This window comes from Sandaracinomonas limnophila (assembly GCF_004005965.1).
In the GTDB taxonomy this organism is placed as follows: Bacteria; Bacteroidota; Bacteroidia; order Cytophagales; family Spirosomataceae; genus Sandaracinomonas; species Sandaracinomonas limnophila.
Map to the genome: position 1 here is coordinate 134,384 of NZ_SACY01000003.1, position 18,048 is coordinate 152,431.

17 protein-coding genes are annotated in these 18,048 nt (G+C 34.4%); 8 read left to right on the top strand and 9 right to left on the bottom strand.

Annotated elements, in window-relative coordinates; all coding sequences use genetic code 11:
* Positions 1 to 42: 42 nt before the first annotated feature.
* On the top strand, positions 43 to 1,365 hold the full coding sequence (locus tag EOJ36_RS06750; protein ID WP_127803676.1) for a TolC family protein: 1,323 nt from the start codon (positions 43 to 45) through the stop codon (positions 1,363 to 1,365).
* On the opposite strand, the gene EOJ36_RS06755 is transcribed toward EOJ36_RS06750, so the two are convergent.
* Complete coding sequence (locus EOJ36_RS06755) at positions 1,358 to 3,136, bottom strand: ABC transporter ATP-binding protein (protein WP_127803678.1); 1,779 nt, start codon at positions 3,134 to 3,136, stop codon at positions 1,358 to 1,360. The two genes, EOJ36_RS06750 and EOJ36_RS06755, sit on opposite strands and share 8 nt — an antisense overlap.
* An 83-nt stretch (positions 3,137 to 3,219) precedes the next feature.
* On the opposite strand from EOJ36_RS06755, the gene nusB reads away from it, so the two are divergent.
* The 7 genes from nusB to EOJ36_RS06790 are packed head-to-tail and all read left to right on the top strand — an operon-like array spanning position 3,220 to position 8,719.
* Entirely contained in the window at positions 3,220 to 4,383 is a 1,164-nt protein-coding gene (nusB, locus tag EOJ36_RS06760) for a transcription antitermination factor NusB (RefSeq protein ID WP_127803680.1), read from the top strand.
* A 2-nt stretch (positions 4,384 to 4,385) separates the two neighbouring features.
* Positions 4,386 to 4,682, top strand: coding sequence for a YtxH domain-containing protein (locus EOJ36_RS06765; protein ID WP_127803682.1), 297 nt, complete (start codon positions 4,386 to 4,388; stop codon positions 4,680 to 4,682).
* A 3-nt stretch (positions 4,683 to 4,685) separates the two neighbouring features.
* Positions 4,686 to 5,129, top strand: coding sequence for a DUF1573 domain-containing protein (locus tag EOJ36_RS06770; protein WP_127803685.1), 444 nt, complete (start codon positions 4,686 to 4,688; stop codon positions 5,127 to 5,129).
* 6 nt (positions 5,130 to 5,135) lie between these two features.
* Entirely contained in the window at positions 5,136 to 5,435 is a 300-nt protein-coding gene (gene yajC / locus EOJ36_RS06775) for a preprotein translocase subunit YajC (protein ID WP_317125901.1), read from the top strand.
* 1 nt (position 5,436) lies between these two features.
* Positions 5,437 to 6,876, top strand: coding sequence for a dephospho-CoA kinase (coaE, locus tag EOJ36_RS06780; protein WP_127803688.1), 1,440 nt, complete (start codon positions 5,437 to 5,439; stop codon positions 6,874 to 6,876).
* Positions 6,877 to 6,914: 38 nt separating this feature from the next.
* The gene (locus EOJ36_RS06785) at positions 6,915 to 8,063 is read left to right on the top strand and encodes a DNA polymerase III subunit gamma/tau (RefSeq protein ID WP_127803690.1); all 1,149 of its coding nucleotides are present in this window, start codon (positions 6,915 to 6,917) and stop codon (positions 8,061 to 8,063) included.
* A complete protein-coding gene (locus tag EOJ36_RS06790; RefSeq protein WP_127803692.1) occupies positions 8,063 to 8,719 on the top strand; it encodes a hypothetical protein in 657 nt (218 codons plus the stop codon). The genes EOJ36_RS06785 and EOJ36_RS06790 overlap by 1 nt, the downstream gene beginning before the upstream one ends.
* A gap of 1 nt (position 8,720) precedes the next feature.
* On the opposite strand, the gene EOJ36_RS06795 is transcribed toward EOJ36_RS06790, so the two are convergent.
* The 8 genes from EOJ36_RS06795 to EOJ36_RS06830 form a co-directional block, all read right to left on the bottom strand.
* Complete coding sequence (locus tag EOJ36_RS06795) at positions 8,721 to 9,971, bottom strand: glutamate-5-semialdehyde dehydrogenase (protein WP_127803694.1); 1,251 nt, start codon at positions 9,969 to 9,971, stop codon at positions 8,721 to 8,723.
* A 55-nt stretch (positions 9,972 to 10,026) separates the two neighbouring features.
* Positions 10,027 to 13,056, bottom strand: coding sequence for a BamA/TamA family outer membrane protein (locus EOJ36_RS06800; RefSeq protein ID WP_127803696.1), 3,030 nt, complete (start codon positions 13,054 to 13,056; stop codon positions 10,027 to 10,029).
* Positions 13,057 to 13,150: 94 nt separating this feature from the next.
* Positions 13,151 to 14,182, bottom strand: a complete 1,032-nt coding sequence (locus tag EOJ36_RS06805; RefSeq protein WP_127803698.1) for an NAD(P)/FAD-dependent oxidoreductase — start codon at positions 14,180 to 14,182, stop codon at positions 13,151 to 13,153.
* The gene (gene cmk / locus EOJ36_RS06810) at positions 14,175 to 14,855 is read right to left on the bottom strand and encodes a (d)CMP kinase (protein ID WP_127803700.1); all 681 of its coding nucleotides are present in this window, start codon (positions 14,853 to 14,855) and stop codon (positions 14,175 to 14,177) included. Before cmk ends, EOJ36_RS06805 begins: the two co-directional genes overlap by 8 nt.
* Positions 14,855 to 15,568 carry an alpha/beta fold hydrolase gene (locus EOJ36_RS06815; protein ID WP_127803702.1) on the bottom strand — a complete coding sequence of 238 codons (714 nt, stop codon included), beginning with the start codon at positions 15,566 to 15,568 and terminating at the stop codon, positions 14,855 to 14,857. Before EOJ36_RS06815 ends, cmk begins: the two co-directional genes overlap by 1 nt.
* On the bottom strand, positions 15,568 to 15,978 hold the full coding sequence (locus EOJ36_RS06820) for a hypothetical protein (protein WP_127803704.1): 411 nt from the start codon (positions 15,976 to 15,978) through the stop codon (positions 15,568 to 15,570). The genes EOJ36_RS06815 and EOJ36_RS06820 overlap by 1 nt, the downstream gene beginning before the upstream one ends.
* 1 nt (position 15,979) lies before the next feature.
* A complete protein-coding gene (gene clpX, locus EOJ36_RS06825; RefSeq protein WP_127803706.1) occupies positions 15,980 to 17,227 on the bottom strand; it encodes an ATP-dependent Clp protease ATP-binding subunit ClpX in 1,248 nt (415 codons plus the stop codon).
* A 2-nt stretch (positions 17,228 to 17,229) separates the two neighbouring features.
* Positions 17,230 to 17,934, bottom strand: a complete 705-nt coding sequence (locus tag EOJ36_RS06830) for an ATP-dependent Clp protease proteolytic subunit (RefSeq protein ID WP_127803708.1) — start codon at positions 17,932 to 17,934, stop codon at positions 17,230 to 17,232.
* Between the last annotated feature and the right edge of the window lie 114 nt (positions 17,935 to 18,048).

Genomic DNA, 18,048 nt, shown 5'->3' on the forward strand with positions numbered 1-18,048 from the left:
TTTGCTTAAGTTTGTATTTACTATGTCTTTTAAGCCTTAATTATGAAACAATTTAACGTTCGCCTATTTGTTTTTCTATTTATATATATCATCGGTTTCCAATTTTCAAATGCGCAAAATTTAAGCCTTGAAGATGCTATACAAATCGGTTTACAAAATCAGTATTCCATAAAAATATCGAAAAAGAAAGAGGACCAAGCTAAAAATGATAATACATTAGGTAATGCGGGATTTTTACCAACCATCACAGGTACAAGTAATTTAAATTATACCATTTCAGGTATTGACCAATCCTTTTTTGGAGGCCTACGTGCCCCTTTAGTGCAAACAGGCGTGGAATCGAACAACAGTGCTGCGGGAGTTACGATGGCCTGGACCTTGTACGATGGTAAAGGAATGTTTGTTTTAAGAAATCGCCTAAGAGAATTAGAAAAATTAGGTACTAAGCAAACAGAAGGAACTATTGAAGGTTTAATTGCTCAAATTAGCACAGGATATTACGAAATAATTCGCCAAAATTTACGCCTAAATAACTTCAAAAAAGGGTTAGAAATTTCAGAAGACCGCTTGAAATTAGCCAAAGATCGATTCGAAGTTGGACAAGGGTCAAAGGTCGATTTTTATTCCGCTCAAGTAGATTTTAATGAGGATAAAGCAGCATTATTAGCTCAAGAGCAAACCTTGAAAAATACCAATATTGGCTTTAACAATTTATTGGTAAGAGATTTACATACTGGAATCTCTATTTTACCCAATATAGATTTAATGCCGAAATTAAATTTAGAAGAATTAAAAACACAGGCATTAAGTCAAAACCCTCAAATTATATCTTCTTTAATCAATAAAACAATTGTACAAAACGATATTGATTTATTGAAAACCCAACAACACCCACAAATTGATTTAGTAACTGGATACAATACTTCACAAGTTAAAAATGGTGCAGGTTTTGGAGTAGAAAAAGGTATTAGCAATGTGTTTAATTATGGCTTAAGAGCTACAATAAACATCTTTGATGGTTCAAATCAGAAACGCAAAATCCAAAATGCTAAAATCAATGCTGAAATAGCAGAGATGCAGTATCAGGACTTAAGAAACAATTTGGTTTCTACACTAGAAAGAACCTATCAAACCTATCAAAATGCTTTGAATTTAATTCAATTAGAAAACGAAAATTACCTGATTGCCAAACAAAATATCGACATCGCTTTTGACCGTTACAAAGTTGGTTTTGCTACCTCTTATGAACTTAGAGAAGTGCAAAGAAATGCTGTTGCAGCTGAAACCCGATTAATTGAGGCTAAGTTCAATGCAAAATCAGCTGAAATTGAATTGATTCGCTTGAGTGGAACTTTGGTTAATTAGTTTGTTCTAATTGTTTTTGGTAAAGTTCAAAATAAGCTCCCTTTTGACTCATTAATTTGGTGTGAGTGCCTTTTTCCACAATTGAACCTTGATCTAAAACTAAAACTTGTTTAGCTAATTTTGCAGATGAAACTCTGTGACTAATTATTACGGAAGTTTTTCCATCCAAAACTTTTTTCAAATTACTAAGAATTTGATGCTCAGTATGTGTGTCAACAGCTGAAAGACAATCATCTAAAACCAACATTTCTGGATTTTTTGCGAGCGCTCTAGCAATTGAAACACGTTGTTTTTGTCCTCCAGAAAGAGTAACTCCCCTTTCTCCCAAAATAGTCTCATACTGTTGTGGGAAATCGATAATATTTTCATGCACATCCGCTAATTCTGCAGCATTTTCAATTTGCTCTTGACCTAAAGCTTCATTTCCAAATTTGATATTATCAGCAATACTTGTAGAAAACAGAAAGACATCTTGTGGAACAAAACCTAAATTGTTACGCAAATACTGCATATCCCAATCTTTCAAATTGATTCCATCCAAATAGATTATTCCAGAACTTGGATCATAAAATCTACCCATCAACAAGGCCAATGTAGATTTACCAGAACCAGTAGTACCCAAAATGGCTACAGAATCTCCTGCTTTAATTTCAAAATTCAAATTATGTAAAACCTCAATATCTGTCCCAGGATAGGTAAATGACACATTTTCAAATTTCCAATTTCCTACAATTACCTGTTTTAAACCTTTTCCATCTACCAATTCAGATTGGTAATTCAAAAACTCGTTTATTCTTTGCTGAGATGCTGCTGCGCGTTGAATTTGTGAAGAAGTCCAGCCCAAGGCAGTCACAGGCCAAGTCAGCATGAACACATACATGATGAACTCTGCAATATTTCCAATGGAAATTTGTCCGGCCATTACTTCCTTGGAACCGATAAACACAACCAATAAAGTTGAAAATCCAACTAAAAGGGAGATCAAAGGCGTAAAAAGTGAATCGATTTTTACTAAATCAATTGATTTTTTACGATAATGTGCAGAAGCCGAATCAAAATCTTTTATGGAATTGTCTTCACGAACAAATGACTTCAAAACTCGAATTCCAGAGAATGCTTCTTGGGCAAAAGTGGAAATTGATGAAAGTCCTTTTTGGATTTCCTCCGACTTTTTGATGATTAAAGAATTAACATAATAAATACTAATTGAAAGAAATGGCAAGGGTAGTAAAACATACCACATCAAAGTTTGATTTACGTGGTACATATAGTAAATAACTAAAATAAAGACAGAAATCAGATTCATCCCGTACATAATACTTGGACCCACATACATGCGTACCTTGCTTACGTCCTCTGAAATACGTGCCATTAAATCGCCCGTATTTTGTTTACGATAAAATGAAAGAGGCAAAGTTTGGTAATGTTCGTAAATTTCATTTTTAAGGTCATATTCGATGTGTCGCGACATCACAATTATTGTTTGTCGAACCAAAAAAAGGAAAAACCCCTTCATAAAGGCCATGCAAATAATCAACAAACCATAAAAAAGTAATGCAGAAGCGAAAACCTCATAAAAGGCTGTTTGTAAAGAAAAACCCTTAAATAGGAAATAAACGCCGATGGTTTCTGTGACCAAATTTAAAGCATATCGCACCAATTGAGCAGGAACTACTCCAAAAAAATTGGAGCAAAAAGTAAAAAAGATTCCTAAAAAAAGGAGCCATTTATACTTCCAAAAATATTTATTTAAATGCGCTAAAGAACCCATAATTTGATTTCATGCAAAGATAGGATGTTTCTCACAGAAAATGTTTAACTTTGTGATTCAAATTAAACGCTCTTTCTTTTCGGATGATTAACAGAAGAATACTTAGAATAAAAGCATTTCAGGCTTTATATTCTTACTACACGCAAGAACGCGCCAGACATCAAATGGCATTTGATGCATTAGATGATGCATTTTTACCAGATTTATCCTTAATGATTGCCAAGGAAGATCAAATGCCAAAGTTAGAAGGCCTAAAAAAATTAGCCTCTCTTCAACTATCCGAATTTTTCAATGAGGTTTCCAATTCCGAAGAAATTCCAAAAGAATCGTATTTAGCAGCGAGCACTGCCTTTCAAAATTACCAAAACGATATCCCTAAACTTCAAACAAGGATTTTGTCAGAAATGATGGATGAGGTTCATCAAATATATCGCAGGTATTTAAAACAGATTTATTTTATTCAAGAATTGGCTCAAATTGCCATTTGGGATGAAAACAGAAGGTTGTTGGAAAGTCCAGTTAAAACAGCAGGTTTTGCCAAAAATAAAATTTTAGCCATCCTTCCAAAATGGGTTGAATTGCAAAATGAATTCAAAAAATACCAAATTGGCTGGGATGAAGAAGAAGAGAATTTAATCAAAAAACTATTTATCGATGGCATATTACCAGATGAAGCGTTTCTAGACTATTTACCTAATGCAGGAAAAGATTTTCACAAGGATTCTGAATTTCTGATTTACCTCATTAAAAATTTTCTGTTAAAACATCCTATGATGACAGAATATTTCGAGGAAAAAGACTTAAATTGGCATTTGAATAAAGATGTTATAAAAAGTTTGACATCGAAAACTTTTAAAGCTGAGGCATTAGAAGATTTAAAAATTCAAGATATTGCTTTGCAATGGGATGAAGATGAGGTTTATTTCAAAACCTTATTTTTAGAAACATTAAAAGGAGAAGTTGAATTTGAAAAATGGATTTCAGGACAAACTCAAAATTGGGAATCTGAGCGTTTAGCGACCACCGATTTTATCATTTTGAAAATGGCTTTGGCAGAAATGATTCATTTTTCAAGTATTCCAGTAAAAGTAAGTATCAACGAGTATATTGAATTAGCAAAAAACTATTCAACTCCAAAATCCGGATTGTTCATCAACGGTGTTCTTGATGTGCTTTCGGCCAAATTGTTGAATGAAAAAATAATTAAAAAATCAGGTCGAGGATTAATCGACATAGCCAGTAAATAATTATGAACAAGTCATCTAAAGTTTTTTTAGCATTTCTTACAGGGGCAGCAACTGGAGCAATTTTAGGTATTTTATATGCACCTGACAAAGGAGAAAATACGCGTGGGAAATTATACTTTTCTTTAAACAAATACAGAGATCAATTAAAAAACTTGATCAATGATTTGGTAGAAGGAAAAGAAATTCCTGAAACGCTTGCAAAATCTGAGGGCAAGAAAGTAATTTCTGAAACAAAAGAAAAAGCCGAAAAATTGTTAGAGGATGTTGAGAAATTAATGACTCAAATCAAGGCAAAATAACCAATGAAGGCAAGGCTTTTTTTACTTCTTTTCACCTTTGGAATTATTTCTTGTGAAAACAAGCAAAAAGAAACGCCTAGTTCAACGGAATCTTCTATTCCCATTGAATTACAACCGACTCTTGAAAAAAAACCTCAAATGGTTTTCGATCAACCTTCGGTCTATTTAGGAAAAGTAAAAGAAGGGGATAGTTTGTTTCATACCTTTCACTTTAAAAATAGAGGAAATTTACCTTTGAAAATTATTTCTGTAAATACATCATGTGGCTGCACAAGTACTAAGTGGTCAAAAGATGTTATTCAACCCGGAAAGAAAGGATACATCCGAATCAAATTCAATAGCCTTGGCAGAATCGGAAAAAATTCAAAAACCATAACAGCTTACTGCAACACCCTACCCATGGATAATCAGGTAAGTTTTAAATTAGATGTTTTACCCAATAATTAAATGCAAATGATCTTATTACAAGCAAGTCCACAAGTAACACAATTAATCCTTTTTGGCGGAATTTTTGTAGTTTTCTATTTCTTTATGATTCGTCCACAACAAAAAAAGGCGAAAGAAACGAAGAAATTTATCGAAGAATTGAAATCTGGCGACAAAGTTGTAACCATTGGAGGAGTACACGGAACTATTGTTACTGTTAGAGAAAAAACTATCTTGGTAGAAGTTGATTCTTCTAAAGGGGTTCGTTTAGTATTTGAAAAATCTGCTATCTCCAAAGATGCATCTGGTAGATTAACTGAAGAATAAGATGAATAACAACAGCCTGAAACCGATGATTGGTATCACAGGCGGAATTGGATCCGGCAAATCACTCATTTGTCGGATTTTTTCTTGTTTGGGAATTCCTGTTTTCAACTCCGACCAAGTCGCAAAGAATTTAATTGAACAGGATAAGCAAATTAAAAAGCAAATCATTGATTTATTTGGACCAGATTCTTATGATCAATCAGGCAATTACCAAAGTGCATTCATCAGATCAAAAATTCTTCAAAACGACAATTTTAGACTTGAACTAAACCAAATCGTGCATCCTGCAGTTAGAAAAAAAGCAATGGAATTCCAAGCAAACCTTCCGAAGTCAATCCCTTTTGCATTATACGAGTCTGCTTTACTAACAAAGGCATCTAAACCCGAATTTATTCAAAAAATAATTTCAATAACTTGCAGTAATGAGACTAGAATAAGTCGATTAATAAAAAGAAACCTTAAACCTGAAGAGGCTATGAAACTAATTGAATTACAAGATAAAAATTATCAAAACTCACAAGAGACTGACTTTGTAATTGCTAATGACGCTCATAACAAAGTTGTACCACAGGTTTTAAGCCTATACAAAAAACTTCTACCCGCTCTCCTCTATCTACTAATTACAACCTTCTACCTTCTGCCGAGCCAAAGCATTGCCCAAACCAAATTCATGACTTTCAATATTCGTTTGGACACAAAAGATGATGGAATTAATCAATGGCCTTACAGAAAAGAACATTGTGCAGAGCTGGTAAAATACCATCAAGTTGATATTTTAGGCATGCAAGAGGCATTTGTACATCAAATAAAAGATATGGAACAACAATTGCCCGACTATAAATGGTTTGGAAGAGGAAGAGATGATGGAAAAGAGGCTGGCGAATTTTCTCCATTGATGTACAATTCAAAAAAAATAAAGTTAATTGATCAAGCAACTTTTTGGCTTTCTGATTCTTGTGAGAAAGTAGGGTTTGGCTGGGATGCAGCTTGCAGAAGGGTTGTAACCTGGGGTAAATTCCAAGAATTAAAAACAAAAAAAGTATTTTTTGTTTTTAATACCCATTTTGATCACTTAGGAAAAGTAGCACGAAGAGAAAGTTCAAAATTAGTTTTGAAAAAAATTCAAGAAATTGGCAAAAATTTCCCAACAATATTAATGGGTGATTTCAATGCGACACCCGATGAAGAACCTATTCAATTGTTGGTTGATTCAAACAATCCTAATCGGGTAATTGATGCAGAGAAAATTAGCCAAAATGGACACTATGGCCCATATAGCTCATTTAATGGATTCAAGGCAGAGCAAAAAGATCGACATATTGATTATATTTTTGTAAAGAATGGCCCAAAAGTACTTCAACATAGTACCCATTCAGAAACTTGGAATAATCTGTATCCTTCAGACCATTTTCCTGTAAGTTCACTCATTGTACTACCTTAAACATTTTGGAAAGTTAGGCATTACATTTAACTTGCAGTATGGAAAATTTTATTGTTTCTGCTAGAAAGTACAGACCTACTCTATTTGATTCGGTCGTAGGTCAAAGTCACATTACCACCACTTTAAAAAATGCTATTAAATCGCAACATTTGGCACAGGCATTTTTATTTTGTGGTCCAAGAGGGGTAGGTAAAACAACCTGTGCACGTATTTTAGCAAAAACAATCAATTGCAAAAATCTAGGAGAAGATGGTGAGGCATGTGGACAATGTGATTCTTGTAAGTCATTTCAAGAAAATACCTCATTGGCAATCCATGAATTAGATGCTGCATCTAATAACTCTGTAGATGATATCAGAAACTTGATTGATCAGGTTCGGTATCCACCTCAAGATGGTAAATTTAAAATTTACATTATAGATGAGGTTCACATGCTTTCAACTGCCGCATTTAATGCGTTTTTGAAAACATTGGAAGAGCCTCCCTCCTATGCTATTTTTATTTTAGCGACAACTGAAAAACACAAAATCCTTCCAACAATTCTATCTCGTTGTCAAATTTTTGACTTCAACAGAATTCAATGGAAAGATATGTCGGCACATTTGCTAAACATAGCTGAAAAGGAAGGAATTGCTGCGGAGAAGGAAGCCTTAGATTTAATTGCTATCAAAGCTGATGGTGGATTAAGAGATGCACTTTCAATGTTTGATTTAAATGTTACCTATTCAACAGACAATACACTTAGATATAAGAACGTATTAGAGAATCTGCATGTCTTAGATTCAGAATATTATTTTAAATTAACAGACGCATTGGCGGCACAACAACACAGTGAGGCCATGTTATTGTTGAATGAAATAATTCAAAAAGGATTTGATGGCCACCAGTTTTTAAGTGGACTAATGGAACATTTTCGTAATCTTCTTTTTGCCAAAGATCCACGCACCTTGGCATTGATGGATATTAGTGAAGAAAATAGGCTACGTTTTAAAAGTCAATCTGATCTTTTAACAGTTTCTTATTTATTATCAGCAATGAACCTATGTTCCAATGCTGAAAATAATTACAAGACATCTAAAAATCCAAGACTATTATTAGAGCTTACTTTACTAAAAATAAACTATTTGCCTTCGGTGTTTAAACCAGAAAGCACCCATTCGTCGGAGGTCGAAGCGGGAAAAAAGTAATGTCAACCTCGAAGGTTGACAAGTTAGCAAGTGAGCAAGTAAAGGAACTAACTGAAGCCAAGTCCGAAGGACTTGAACCTGTAATAGCCCATAGCGAAGCTACGGGAACGAACGAAACACCTGCAACGAACCCCAAAGGGGTTCAAGTTCAAGTAACCCGTAGTGAAACTACAGGACCTCGACCAAGTCTTTCTGGCTTAGGAATTCGTTCTAGTAAAATCCTCACAAAATCTACAATAAGTCCAAAAGAAACAGAGGCAAACTCAAACGATTTAAATCAATCAGAATCTTTCAATGAAGAACAATTGATTGCTGTTTGGAACCAAATTGCGAACCAATTTAAAGATGGAAATTTAATTAACAAGTACGTTATGATGAATCGAGAGATTCATTTAATTGATGGACAAATTCATTTAAAAGTTGAAAATGAGGTACAGGTTCAACAATTTAATGAGTCGATTCGATTAGAGTTACTAACAACATTGCGTGAGAAATTAAGAAATTCACAAATTGACATCATTTTAGATGTTTTACCTGAGCAACCTTTAGACAAAAAAGTTTTATATACCCAGGAGGATAAATATAATTTTCTGGCGGAAAAATATCCTATTTTAGTTGAAATGAAAAAGCAATTTGGACTGGATTACGAGTACTAGACTACCATCTAGTTTGACCATCTCCTACCAAAACCCATTTTTCCGTTACCAGTTTTTCTAAGGCAAAAGGTCCTCGGGCATGTAATTTCTGAGTTGATATTCCAATTTCCGCCCCCAATTCAAAAACACCACCATCTGTAAATCTAGTAGAAGCATTCCAATAAACTGCGGCGGCATCAACCACTTGTAAGAATAAATTAGCTTCAGATTCGTCTTCTGAAATAATGGCTTCCGAATGTCGAGAAGAAAAATTACTGATATGATTTAATGCCTCTGAAAGATCATTAACCACTTTTACAGAACAAGCAAAATCCAAAAACTCTCTTCCAAAATCTTCTTCTGTTGCTTTTGCTACTAATGGATAGTCCAAATTTTTGAGTAAAGCAAAACTTAGGTCATCTGCAAAAATCTTTACATTATATTTCGATAAACCATCAATTACACCCTCTAAAAAATCTTTAGCAATATTTTTATGTAATACAATTGTATCTAAAGAATTACAAACTGAAGGTCTTGAAACCTTAGCATTGATAACCACTGGAATGGCTTTAGATAAATCTGCAGTTTCTGCTACATAAGTATGACAAACCCCGGCACCTGTTTCAATCGTTGGTACCAAAGATTCTCTTCTAACGCGTTGAATTAAGGCATCACTACCTCGAGGAATAATTACATCTACATATTTGGTGGCCGACAAAAACTCCGAAACATATTCTCTAGCAGTTGGTAACAAAGTAACTATGTCTTTAGAAATGCCGTTATTTACTAAAGCCTCCTGAATAATTTCCACTAAAACGGAATTGGAATGCCAAGCATCTGAACCACCTCTTAACACTGCCGCATTTCCTGAACGAATACAAAGTGCAGAAACATCAACGGTAACATTGGGTCTAGATTCATAAATAATGCCTACAACACCCAAAGGAACAGCAATCTTTTTTAACAAAAGTCCATTTTTTAAAGTCTTTTCCATCAAAACTGCACCCGATGGATCAGCCAAATTGGTAATATCTCGAACGCTTTCTGCTAATGCCTTAATTCTTCCCTCATTTAATAAAAGTCGATCGCGCATGGGATTGTGGGCATCCATTTGATCCAAATCCTTCTGATTCGCTAGAATAATTTTCGTAGTATTAGCTTCTAATAAATTGGCTAAATCCAACAAAACCTGATTTTTCATTTCAGGACTTGCCATGGAAATTTCTTTACTATTTTCTCTACTTGCTTTTAATAAATGTTCAATTGTATTCACTTTTATATTTTTTAATTCAATTCACTCCTCTCTCGTCTCTAATCTCTAGTCTCTTCTAAAAATCCCTACCAAAAGATAAGTATGTCATTGCTGGTAATACACTTAAATCTTCAAAACCGTAGGCATAATCTACCTTTACATAATAACCTAATATTTTTGTACGAGCTCCAACACCCAATCCAATTAAAAATGGGTTTCTAAAATCTGTTACTGAAGCTTTGAAAGGATTCGTTTTTCCACCATATTCGTTTGTGTTGAATCCATTATTTCTAGAAAAAGGAGAATTTCCTGTCCATGCAGCACCTATATCTGTAAATCCAACCAATTGTAAATTATTAATAAATTGGCTTCTCTCTTGTCCGTTCCCAATGAGTTGCTTAACGGGTAAATGCAATTCTAAATTGACTAAAAAATGAGAATTTCCTGAAAGTTTATTAATTCCAAATCCACGCAAAGGGCCTGCAAAATCACTCATAAAAACATCTCTGTTTGCTAAACCTTCTGTTCCCAAAGGATTTGCAGTTGTTCTGCCAACATGCGTTTGAAACAACCAATTGTCCATTCCTCCCATGATTGTTTGGGGAGTTGTTGAAAAACCTCCAACAGCTTGAATATGAGAAAGTGAAATTCGAGAATTGAAAAATAGGAAATCTTTTATTTTGATATATTTCCTAAAATCAAGTAAAAATTTTGCATAACCACCGGTGGTTCTTGTAGCTTTTTGAAATTCAACTGATGCCCATGCTCTTTGGCCTTCCTCCAAATTTTCGTCAATCTGATTGACATTTTCTAATTGGTATTCTGTTTTCAATCCAGCATAACCCATTACATTATCGGGAGTTCGAAAATTGATTTGATCTATGGCTCTATTTTCGGCATAGGTACTCGAAACAACTAATTTATTTCTTAAATCAAATGGATATAAAGCTTTTAACTCAACTCGATTGAATCGTATCTTTTGGGAAGATGTGTAATCATTTTCTTGATTAAGCACTTTACGATCATATCTAATACTCCAATCCATTCGATTTTCAAGGTAATTGTATTCGCCCCACCAATTGGTATTTTTTAAATTGGACGACAAATAAATCCCTCCTCTAATCAAATGATTTTCCATCAAATCATTCATGTTTGCTTGCAAAGAATAGCCTAGCCCACGAATAGGATCCGACACAAAAGTACCTTTTAGCGGATTTAGAACTAATGAATTTTCATAAATCTGAGCTCCTTGTTTGCCTCCTGTTGAATTTTTAGCCTTTTGACTCATATTTCGTTCCAATCGGGCCTTTTTCTCTAAATTTCTTTTTAAAATCAATGAATTAGTAGTTGAATCCAAATCTGAATTTTCTGAACCAATAATTACTTCTGGCATATCTGAAATATCTGAAATAAAATTAACCTCATTTCCCTTTAACAATTCCTCATTAGGCACCCAGACAATTTGTTGTTCCAACAAATCTGTTTTCCGAACCAAAGATTCGGATACCCCCCACTGAAAAGCATCCCAATTTCCAACATTCAACATTTTTTCCTTTAATTGTTGGTTATTCAAATTAGCTACTAATAAGGATTTTCCTAATCTATTGTTTACAAAAAAATGAATTGTGCTATCAGATTTCCAATAAAAATCTTTCACATCAGCCTTTAACTTGTAAACCAAGTTTGACTTCCCTTCTTCAACATCATAAAAATACAAACCGAATTGACTTTCGTTTTTTGTGGAAATTGAAGTCGTATCGATAATTGTAGAACCAACAAATAAAATATTTTTACCTTCTTTTTCCCAATGGCCAATTGTCTTGTTCGAAGCCTCAGAAGCAATAGCATTAAATCGGTTTCTTCGTAAATCAAAAATCCCTAATTCTACCTGACCATTCCGCAAAACCTTCATCAATAATTTAGGTTGGCTAGCTGAGGCTTCTATAGAAAGCACATTCAGATCCTTTAATTCTCGCTTATTCGTCAACTTTAAATTGCCTTTGCTGCTTACAAGTGGGGCATAGGTATTTAAAAAGGTTTTTCCTTCGGCAGCATTTAAAACATATAGCGTATTGCCAGCTCCCCAAGCAAATTTAGGTCCAACGAGGCTTTCCAAACTCATCGGATCATTCAAATTTTGACTAAAAAATAGTTGCTTTTTGTTTGAACCATTGGTAACTAGGTAACAATCAAATTTGGATTGGTTTTGAATAGAAAATACTGCATATTTTCCATCAGGACTCAATTGTAATTCGGAAATATTCTTTGAGTTTGCTAAATCAACATGTGCAATGGTTTTAAATCTCTCAGGATTTACCACATTTTGGGTCACAAAACTATTTTGGTTGTAATAATATTTAAACCAATCTTGAAGAAATTTACCAAAAGGCTTTTTAAGGGTACTTGCAACAGAAGACTGCTCATTTTTAATAATTCGAGTTAAATTCAAAATGTTAGAAACTGAGGATGCCCCATACATTTTAACAATATAATTCCAAATAGATTGCCCTAACATATCAGCTTCTTTTCCCTTTGCAACTGTCAATTTTCTGATTTTGTTGTTTTGAATAGCAGAAAACATAAACTGATTCATTTCAGAAGTTTCCCCGAGGGCTGCATAAGAACAAATACCCTTAATAAACCAATCTGAAACGTTCAAAAACAAGGAATTTTGCAATACATCCTTTACAGAACCACTGTATAACATATCATTTACATAAACAGAGGCAAGTGAAGTTAGTAATTCATTTTTAAACTGTTTCAGATCATTTTTGAAGGCAATTTCAATCTTAAATCGTTCTAAATTATTAATCTTAATTTCCAAGGAATTCGAGAAACTTATACCAGAATTACTTTGAAACAAATCATCTTGAGAAGGATAAACAAAAACTTTGACCTTTTGATAAGGCGTATATCCCAATAATTGAGTCATTCTTGAAAAATCCTTTTCCAAAATCTGTAAAGTATTTTTAGCTAAATTTTCATTCTTGCCAAAATAATAAATTTCAAAGTTTTCGTTATTGATGTATTTCCAAGATTGCTTTTCGTATTGAATACGTGTTTTTTCAATTTTCCTTTGGGTTGGAAAAAACTCTTGAGCCTTCAATGTTGTAAAAAAACACAAAAGAGAAAAAACACAAAGAAAATTTTTAAAATACTTGGTAGGCATTTGACACATATTACATACCAAATTTAATGATTTAAACGGAAAATAAATGAGAAAATCGATGAATTGATACTTCTGGATTGATTTCTTTTTGATGAAGAATATTTTCGACTAATTCCTTAGCAAAATAAGGCGCCAAAGAAACCCCTTTTGAACCAAATCCGTTGAAAATACCAATGTTTTTACCTGGGATAAAACCAACAAATGGTCGCCGATCTTGTGTGGCAGGCCGAACTCCCACCAATAATTCAACAATTTGATATTCTTTTAAACCAAAGAGCTCAGCTTTTTTTTGTAAATCTTCCAAAGCTGTTTCAGAAGGAACCTGTGAAAAATCTTTCCAAGAATAAGTGGCTCCCAGTTTAAACATTTTATCGCCAATGGGTAACAAAAATCCATTTTTATTTACGATATAATCTTCTGAAGCTTCATTTGATTTTATTTTCATCAACTCTCCTTTGGCAGGCAAAAAACAAAGATGCTTAAAATAAGGATTGTTTTGTTGTGCATGAAATCCTTCTGAAAATATCACATAATCATAAAACTCTGATTCATATTCGAATTGATTAGCATCAAATTCAATTAAATTCTCATAAACAAAAGGTTTTTCAAAGACCTTTGCCTGTTGATAAAAATAAACTGCTAAAGCCTCGATTAATTTATCAACCTCGACCCAACCAGTCTTTTTTATCCAAACCCCTTCCTCGGTCCAATCTAAATACGGATGGTCAATTTGGGACTTTCGCTCTAATAACCAATCCTTCATTTCATCATTTGCGAAAGGTCTAAACAAGGGCATTGGGTGGAAAACATTTTTTCCGAGTACTTTTTCTAAAGAAGGATAAAAGGAAAATATCAGTTCGAATAGTTCATCTGCCAACCAAGTCTTTTCTAGTTTTCGACCTGTAACCGGATTAAACAAACCTCCAGCGGCAATTGAGGATGTAAAAAAAATTGTGGGAGAATTATAAATTGTTAACTCACAATTTGCATTGAGCAATTCAAATCCTAAAATACTACCAGCTAGACCCTGGCCAATGAGTAATATTTTAGGCGACTTAGGCATTTTGAACACGACGAACCTGCTCTAAAACAAATTCAACTTGACCTTCTAAAGTTCTTTGAGAAGTATCTAATTCGATCGCATCATCTGCCTTTTTCAAAGGCCCTTCAGACCGGGTCATATCAATCTGATCACGCTTTTGGAGGTTATCTAATATTGCCTCAATTGGCACATTTTCCCCTTTTTGAGCTAATTCCAATTGTCTTCTTTGGGCACGAATCAAAGGATCTGCTGTCATGAAAATTTTCAATTCAGCATTTGGAAAAACCACTGTTCCAATATCTCTACCATCCATTACAATTCCCTTATCAAGTCCCATTTTTTGTTGCTGTGCAACCATTTCATATCGAACCTCTGGAATGGATGAAATTGAACTTACCAATTCTGAAATATACATTTTGCGAATTTCAGCTTCCACATTTTCGCCATTCAAAATAGCATCAGATGCCATTGTTGAGGGATTAAATTGAAAGGTAATGTGAATTTCTTTTAAGGCTTTTTTTACCTTTTCAATATCTGAATAATTCACATTATTTCGAACAAAATACAAAGCAACTGTCCGATACATAGCCCCTGTATCTATAAAAGCATAAGATAAAGCAGCTGCTACTTTTTTAGCAGTTGAACTTTTTCCACAAGAGGAAAATCCATCAAGTGCGATGATAATTTTTTTCATTATTGATTAAAAAATTCCTCCAATAGGTAATGTACAGCCGTTGGAGCCTCATAGGTTGCATGATGTCCAACAATTGGCAAACTAACTAAAGAATGCTTGGAACCTGGGAATTGTAAATATTCTAAAATGCTATCTATTGTAAAAAAACTATCCTCTTCACCTGCAATAAACAAAAATGGTATGGAAGTTTCTTGTAAAAACGATTGAAAATCTGCTCTAACCGACATACTTTCAGTTGCCCTTGCCAAAGCCTCATTTGATAATTCTTGGTATTTGTTAATTAGAATATCTATTAGACCTTTCAATTCATCTCGCTTTGATTCCGCAAACATATTGGGCAAAAAAGTACGAATAAACACAGAAGTACCATGCTTTCTCAAGAGTTCTGCCGTTTTTGCTCTCTGTACTTTTTTCTCATCTGTATCCGCTTTAGCTGTGGAATTCACCATGGCTACCTTCAAAATTTTATCAGAATATTTTGAAGCCAATTCTAAGGCAATATAACCGCCCATGGAATGTCCTACTAAATAATAAGGTCCCTGATTTAATTCTTTTACAATTTTGTCTGCATATTCAGCAATACTTGAACAATCTGTCCAAGCAGAATAATCTATCTTTTCAATATCCCAATCCCATGAAAAGTTTGGCAAAAAATCATCCCAAATCTGAGCATCTTCTCCAAATCCATGGATAAACAAAATAGTAGGCTTCATCAATTATACGTATGTAATAATCCCACAATCACAAAAAATAAGCCTGCTAGCGCAGCAAGGCTACCTACCCAACCTATGCCTAAAAAGGTTAATAATATGGCTAATACAAGAAGTGTTACTCCTATTTTCAAGTTTGGCTCCCAATTTGAGGGTCCCTTGCCCGATTTTCTTACCTCCTTCATTTCTGCCTTAACCTCCTTAACCATTGCCTTTATTTCTTTTTTTGATAAAGCTCGGGGTGGATTATTAATCACTTCTTTTTTCACTTCAGCATCTTTTTGAGTGGACACTTCAGGCTCAACAGTAGCACCAACTAAGGCAGTTGGGGCATTATTTTCCTTTTCATTTTCTCCAGCAAATGCTACAAAATTTAGTAAAAAGAAACTCAAAAAAATGGTTAAAGCTTTCATGTTAAGCAACGACTTTCATTTGATGGAAAACGGTTTTTTCAAATTTTTCTTTGGCATAAGCCAAATCCACCGTAAAGGCTTTTACATTTTCTTTCGATGGAATTTCAAACATCGCATCGGTCATGATGGCCTCCATAATTGACCTCAATCCCCTTGCACCCAATTTATATTCCATGGCTTGTGCCACCATGTACTCCAATGCTTTTGGCTCAAATTTCAATTGTACTCCTTCCATCGTAAACAACTTTTCATATTGTTTAATCAATGCATTTTTCGGTTCCGTTAAAATCGACAAAAGTGCTTTTGCATCTAATGGATTCAAGTAGGTAATCACAGGCAATCGACCTAAAAGCTCTGGTATCAATCCAAATGACTTCAAATCTTGCGCAGTTACGTACTTCATGATTTGATCCTTTTCAAAAGAATCATGGAACATATCATCACCAGAGAAACCAATAGGACGAGAATTCAAACGCTTGGCAATGTGTCGGTCAATCCCATCAAACGCTCCCCCACAAATAAATAGTATATTCTCTGTATTTACAGCAATCATCTTTTGGTCAGGATGCTTTCTACCACCTTGCGGCGGAACATTCACTATCGAACCTTCCAATAATTTCAATAAGGCTTGTTGAACTCCTTCCCCTGAAACATCACGCGTAATGGATGGATTATCAGACTTACGTGCAATTTTATCGATTTCATCAATGAAAACAATACCACATTCTGCCTTTTCAACGTCATAATTTGCGGCTTGTAGCAAACGAGTTAAAATGGTTTCAACATCCTCTCCTACATACCCTGCTTCTGTAATTACAGTTGCATCAGCAATACAAAAAGGTACCTGCAAACGCTGTGCCAAAGTACGTGCCAAATAAGTTTTTCCAGTCCCCGTTTCTCCCACCATCAAAATATTAGACTTTTCGATCTTCACATCATCTGCTTGCTGCGGTTGCATCAAACGCTTGTAATGATTGTAAACGGCAACTGAAAGGTGTTTTTTAGCCTCATCTTGTCCAATTACATATTGGTCTAAATGAACCTTCAAATCCTTAGGCTTTACTAAATCAAATTGGTATTTTTTACTACATTTTGAAGTATTGGCGGTTGGCAATTCTTCCTTGATAACCTCAAATCCTTGACTTATACAAGCATCACAAATATGTGCTTCAAACCCAGAAAGAAGCATATTTACTTCATTTTTAGGTCTTCCACAAAACGAACAATGAGGTTTTGAATTTTTAGCCATTCCTATTGTCTTCTTAAAATTTCATCAATCAAACCATATTCCTTCGCCTCCTCTGCCTTCATCCAATAATCTCTATCAGAATCTTTCTCAATCTCATCAAAGGTTTTTCCTGAATGTTTCGCTAAAATCTCATACAACTCTTTACGAATTTTCACGATTTCACGAGCTGTGATTTCAATATCTCTTGATTGTCCTTGCGCGCCACCTGAAGGTTGGTGAATCATTACTCTAGCATGTTCCAATGCAGCGCGCTTTCCTGCTGCACCGCCTGCTAAAATTACTGCTCCCATTGAGGCTGCCAAAGATGTACAAACAGTGGCTACATCTGGACGGATATAATTCATTGTATCATAAATACCCAATCCGGCATACACTGAACCGCCCGGACTATTGATATACATAACGATATCTTTTTTGGCGTCAGTTGACTCCATGAATAACAATTGAGCAACAATGATATTTGCCATGTAATCGTCAACTGGAACTCCCATAAAAATGATTCTGTCCATGATCAAACGAGAAAAAACATCTATTTGAGCAAAACGCATCGGTCTTTCTTCAATGATGTATTGGGTCATGTCATTGATACCTGGAATAGGGCGATCACCCATTTGATTCATGTATTGATCAACTGCCAATCCATTCAATCCACGATGATGAACGGCATATTTACGAAACTCTTCTCCTGATAACTCCTTCGGAAACATATTCTTTAATATTTAAGATTCAAATTTAAGTATTTTTGAGTAAACCTCATTCAAAAAAGGTAAACATAAAACTGATTAACTAAGTTCATAAAAAAACCCCGCATTCACGGGGTT

What these genes read in the sequence shown, in the direction of transcription:
- EOJ36_RS06750 (WP_127803676.1), top strand. Translation starts at nt 43, where the DNA reads ATGAAACAATTTAACGTTCGCCTATTTGTTTTTCTATTTATATATATC.
- EOJ36_RS06755 (WP_127803678.1), bottom strand. Translation starts at nt 3,136, where the DNA reads ATGGGTTCTTTAGCGCATTTAAATAAATATTTTTGGAAGTATAAATGG.
- nusB (WP_127803680.1), top strand. Translation starts at nt 3,220, where the DNA reads ATGATTAACAGAAGAATACTTAGAATAAAAGCATTTCAGGCTTTATAT.
- EOJ36_RS06765 (WP_127803682.1), top strand. Translation starts at nt 4,386, where the DNA reads ATGAACAAGTCATCTAAAGTTTTTTTAGCATTTCTTACAGGGGCAGCA.
- EOJ36_RS06770 (WP_127803685.1), top strand. Translation starts at nt 4,686, where the DNA reads ATGAAGGCAAGGCTTTTTTTACTTCTTTTCACCTTTGGAATTATTTCT.
- yajC (WP_317125901.1), top strand. Translation starts at nt 5,136, where the DNA reads ATGATCTTATTACAAGCAAGTCCACAAGTAACACAATTAATCCTTTTT.
- coaE (WP_127803688.1), top strand. Translation starts at nt 5,437, where the DNA reads ATGAATAACAACAGCCTGAAACCGATGATTGGTATCACAGGCGGAATT.
- EOJ36_RS06785 (WP_127803690.1), top strand. Translation starts at nt 6,915, where the DNA reads ATGGAAAATTTTATTGTTTCTGCTAGAAAGTACAGACCTACTCTATTT.
- EOJ36_RS06790 (WP_127803692.1), top strand. Translation starts at nt 8,063, where the DNA reads ATGTCAACCTCGAAGGTTGACAAGTTAGCAAGTGAGCAAGTAAAGGAA.
- EOJ36_RS06805 (WP_127803698.1), bottom strand. Translation starts at nt 14,182, where the DNA reads ATGCCTAAGTCGCCTAAAATATTACTCATTGGCCAGGGTCTAGCTGGT.
- cmk (WP_127803700.1), bottom strand. Translation starts at nt 14,855, where the DNA reads ATGAAAAAAATTATCATCGCACTTGATGGATTTTCCTCTTGTGGAAAA.
- EOJ36_RS06815 (WP_127803702.1), bottom strand. Translation starts at nt 15,568, where the DNA reads ATGAAGCCTACTATTTTGTTTATCCATGGATTTGGAGAAGATGCTCAG.
- EOJ36_RS06820 (WP_127803704.1), bottom strand. Translation starts at nt 15,978, where the DNA reads ATGAAAGCTTTAACCATTTTTTTGAGTTTCTTTTTACTAAATTTTGTA.
- clpX (WP_127803706.1), bottom strand. Translation starts at nt 17,227, where the DNA reads ATGGCTAAAAATTCAAAACCTCATTGTTCGTTTTGTGGAAGACCTAAA.
- EOJ36_RS06830 (WP_127803708.1), bottom strand. Translation starts at nt 17,934, where the DNA reads ATGTTTCCGAAGGAGTTATCAGGAGAAGAGTTTCGTAAATATGCCGTT.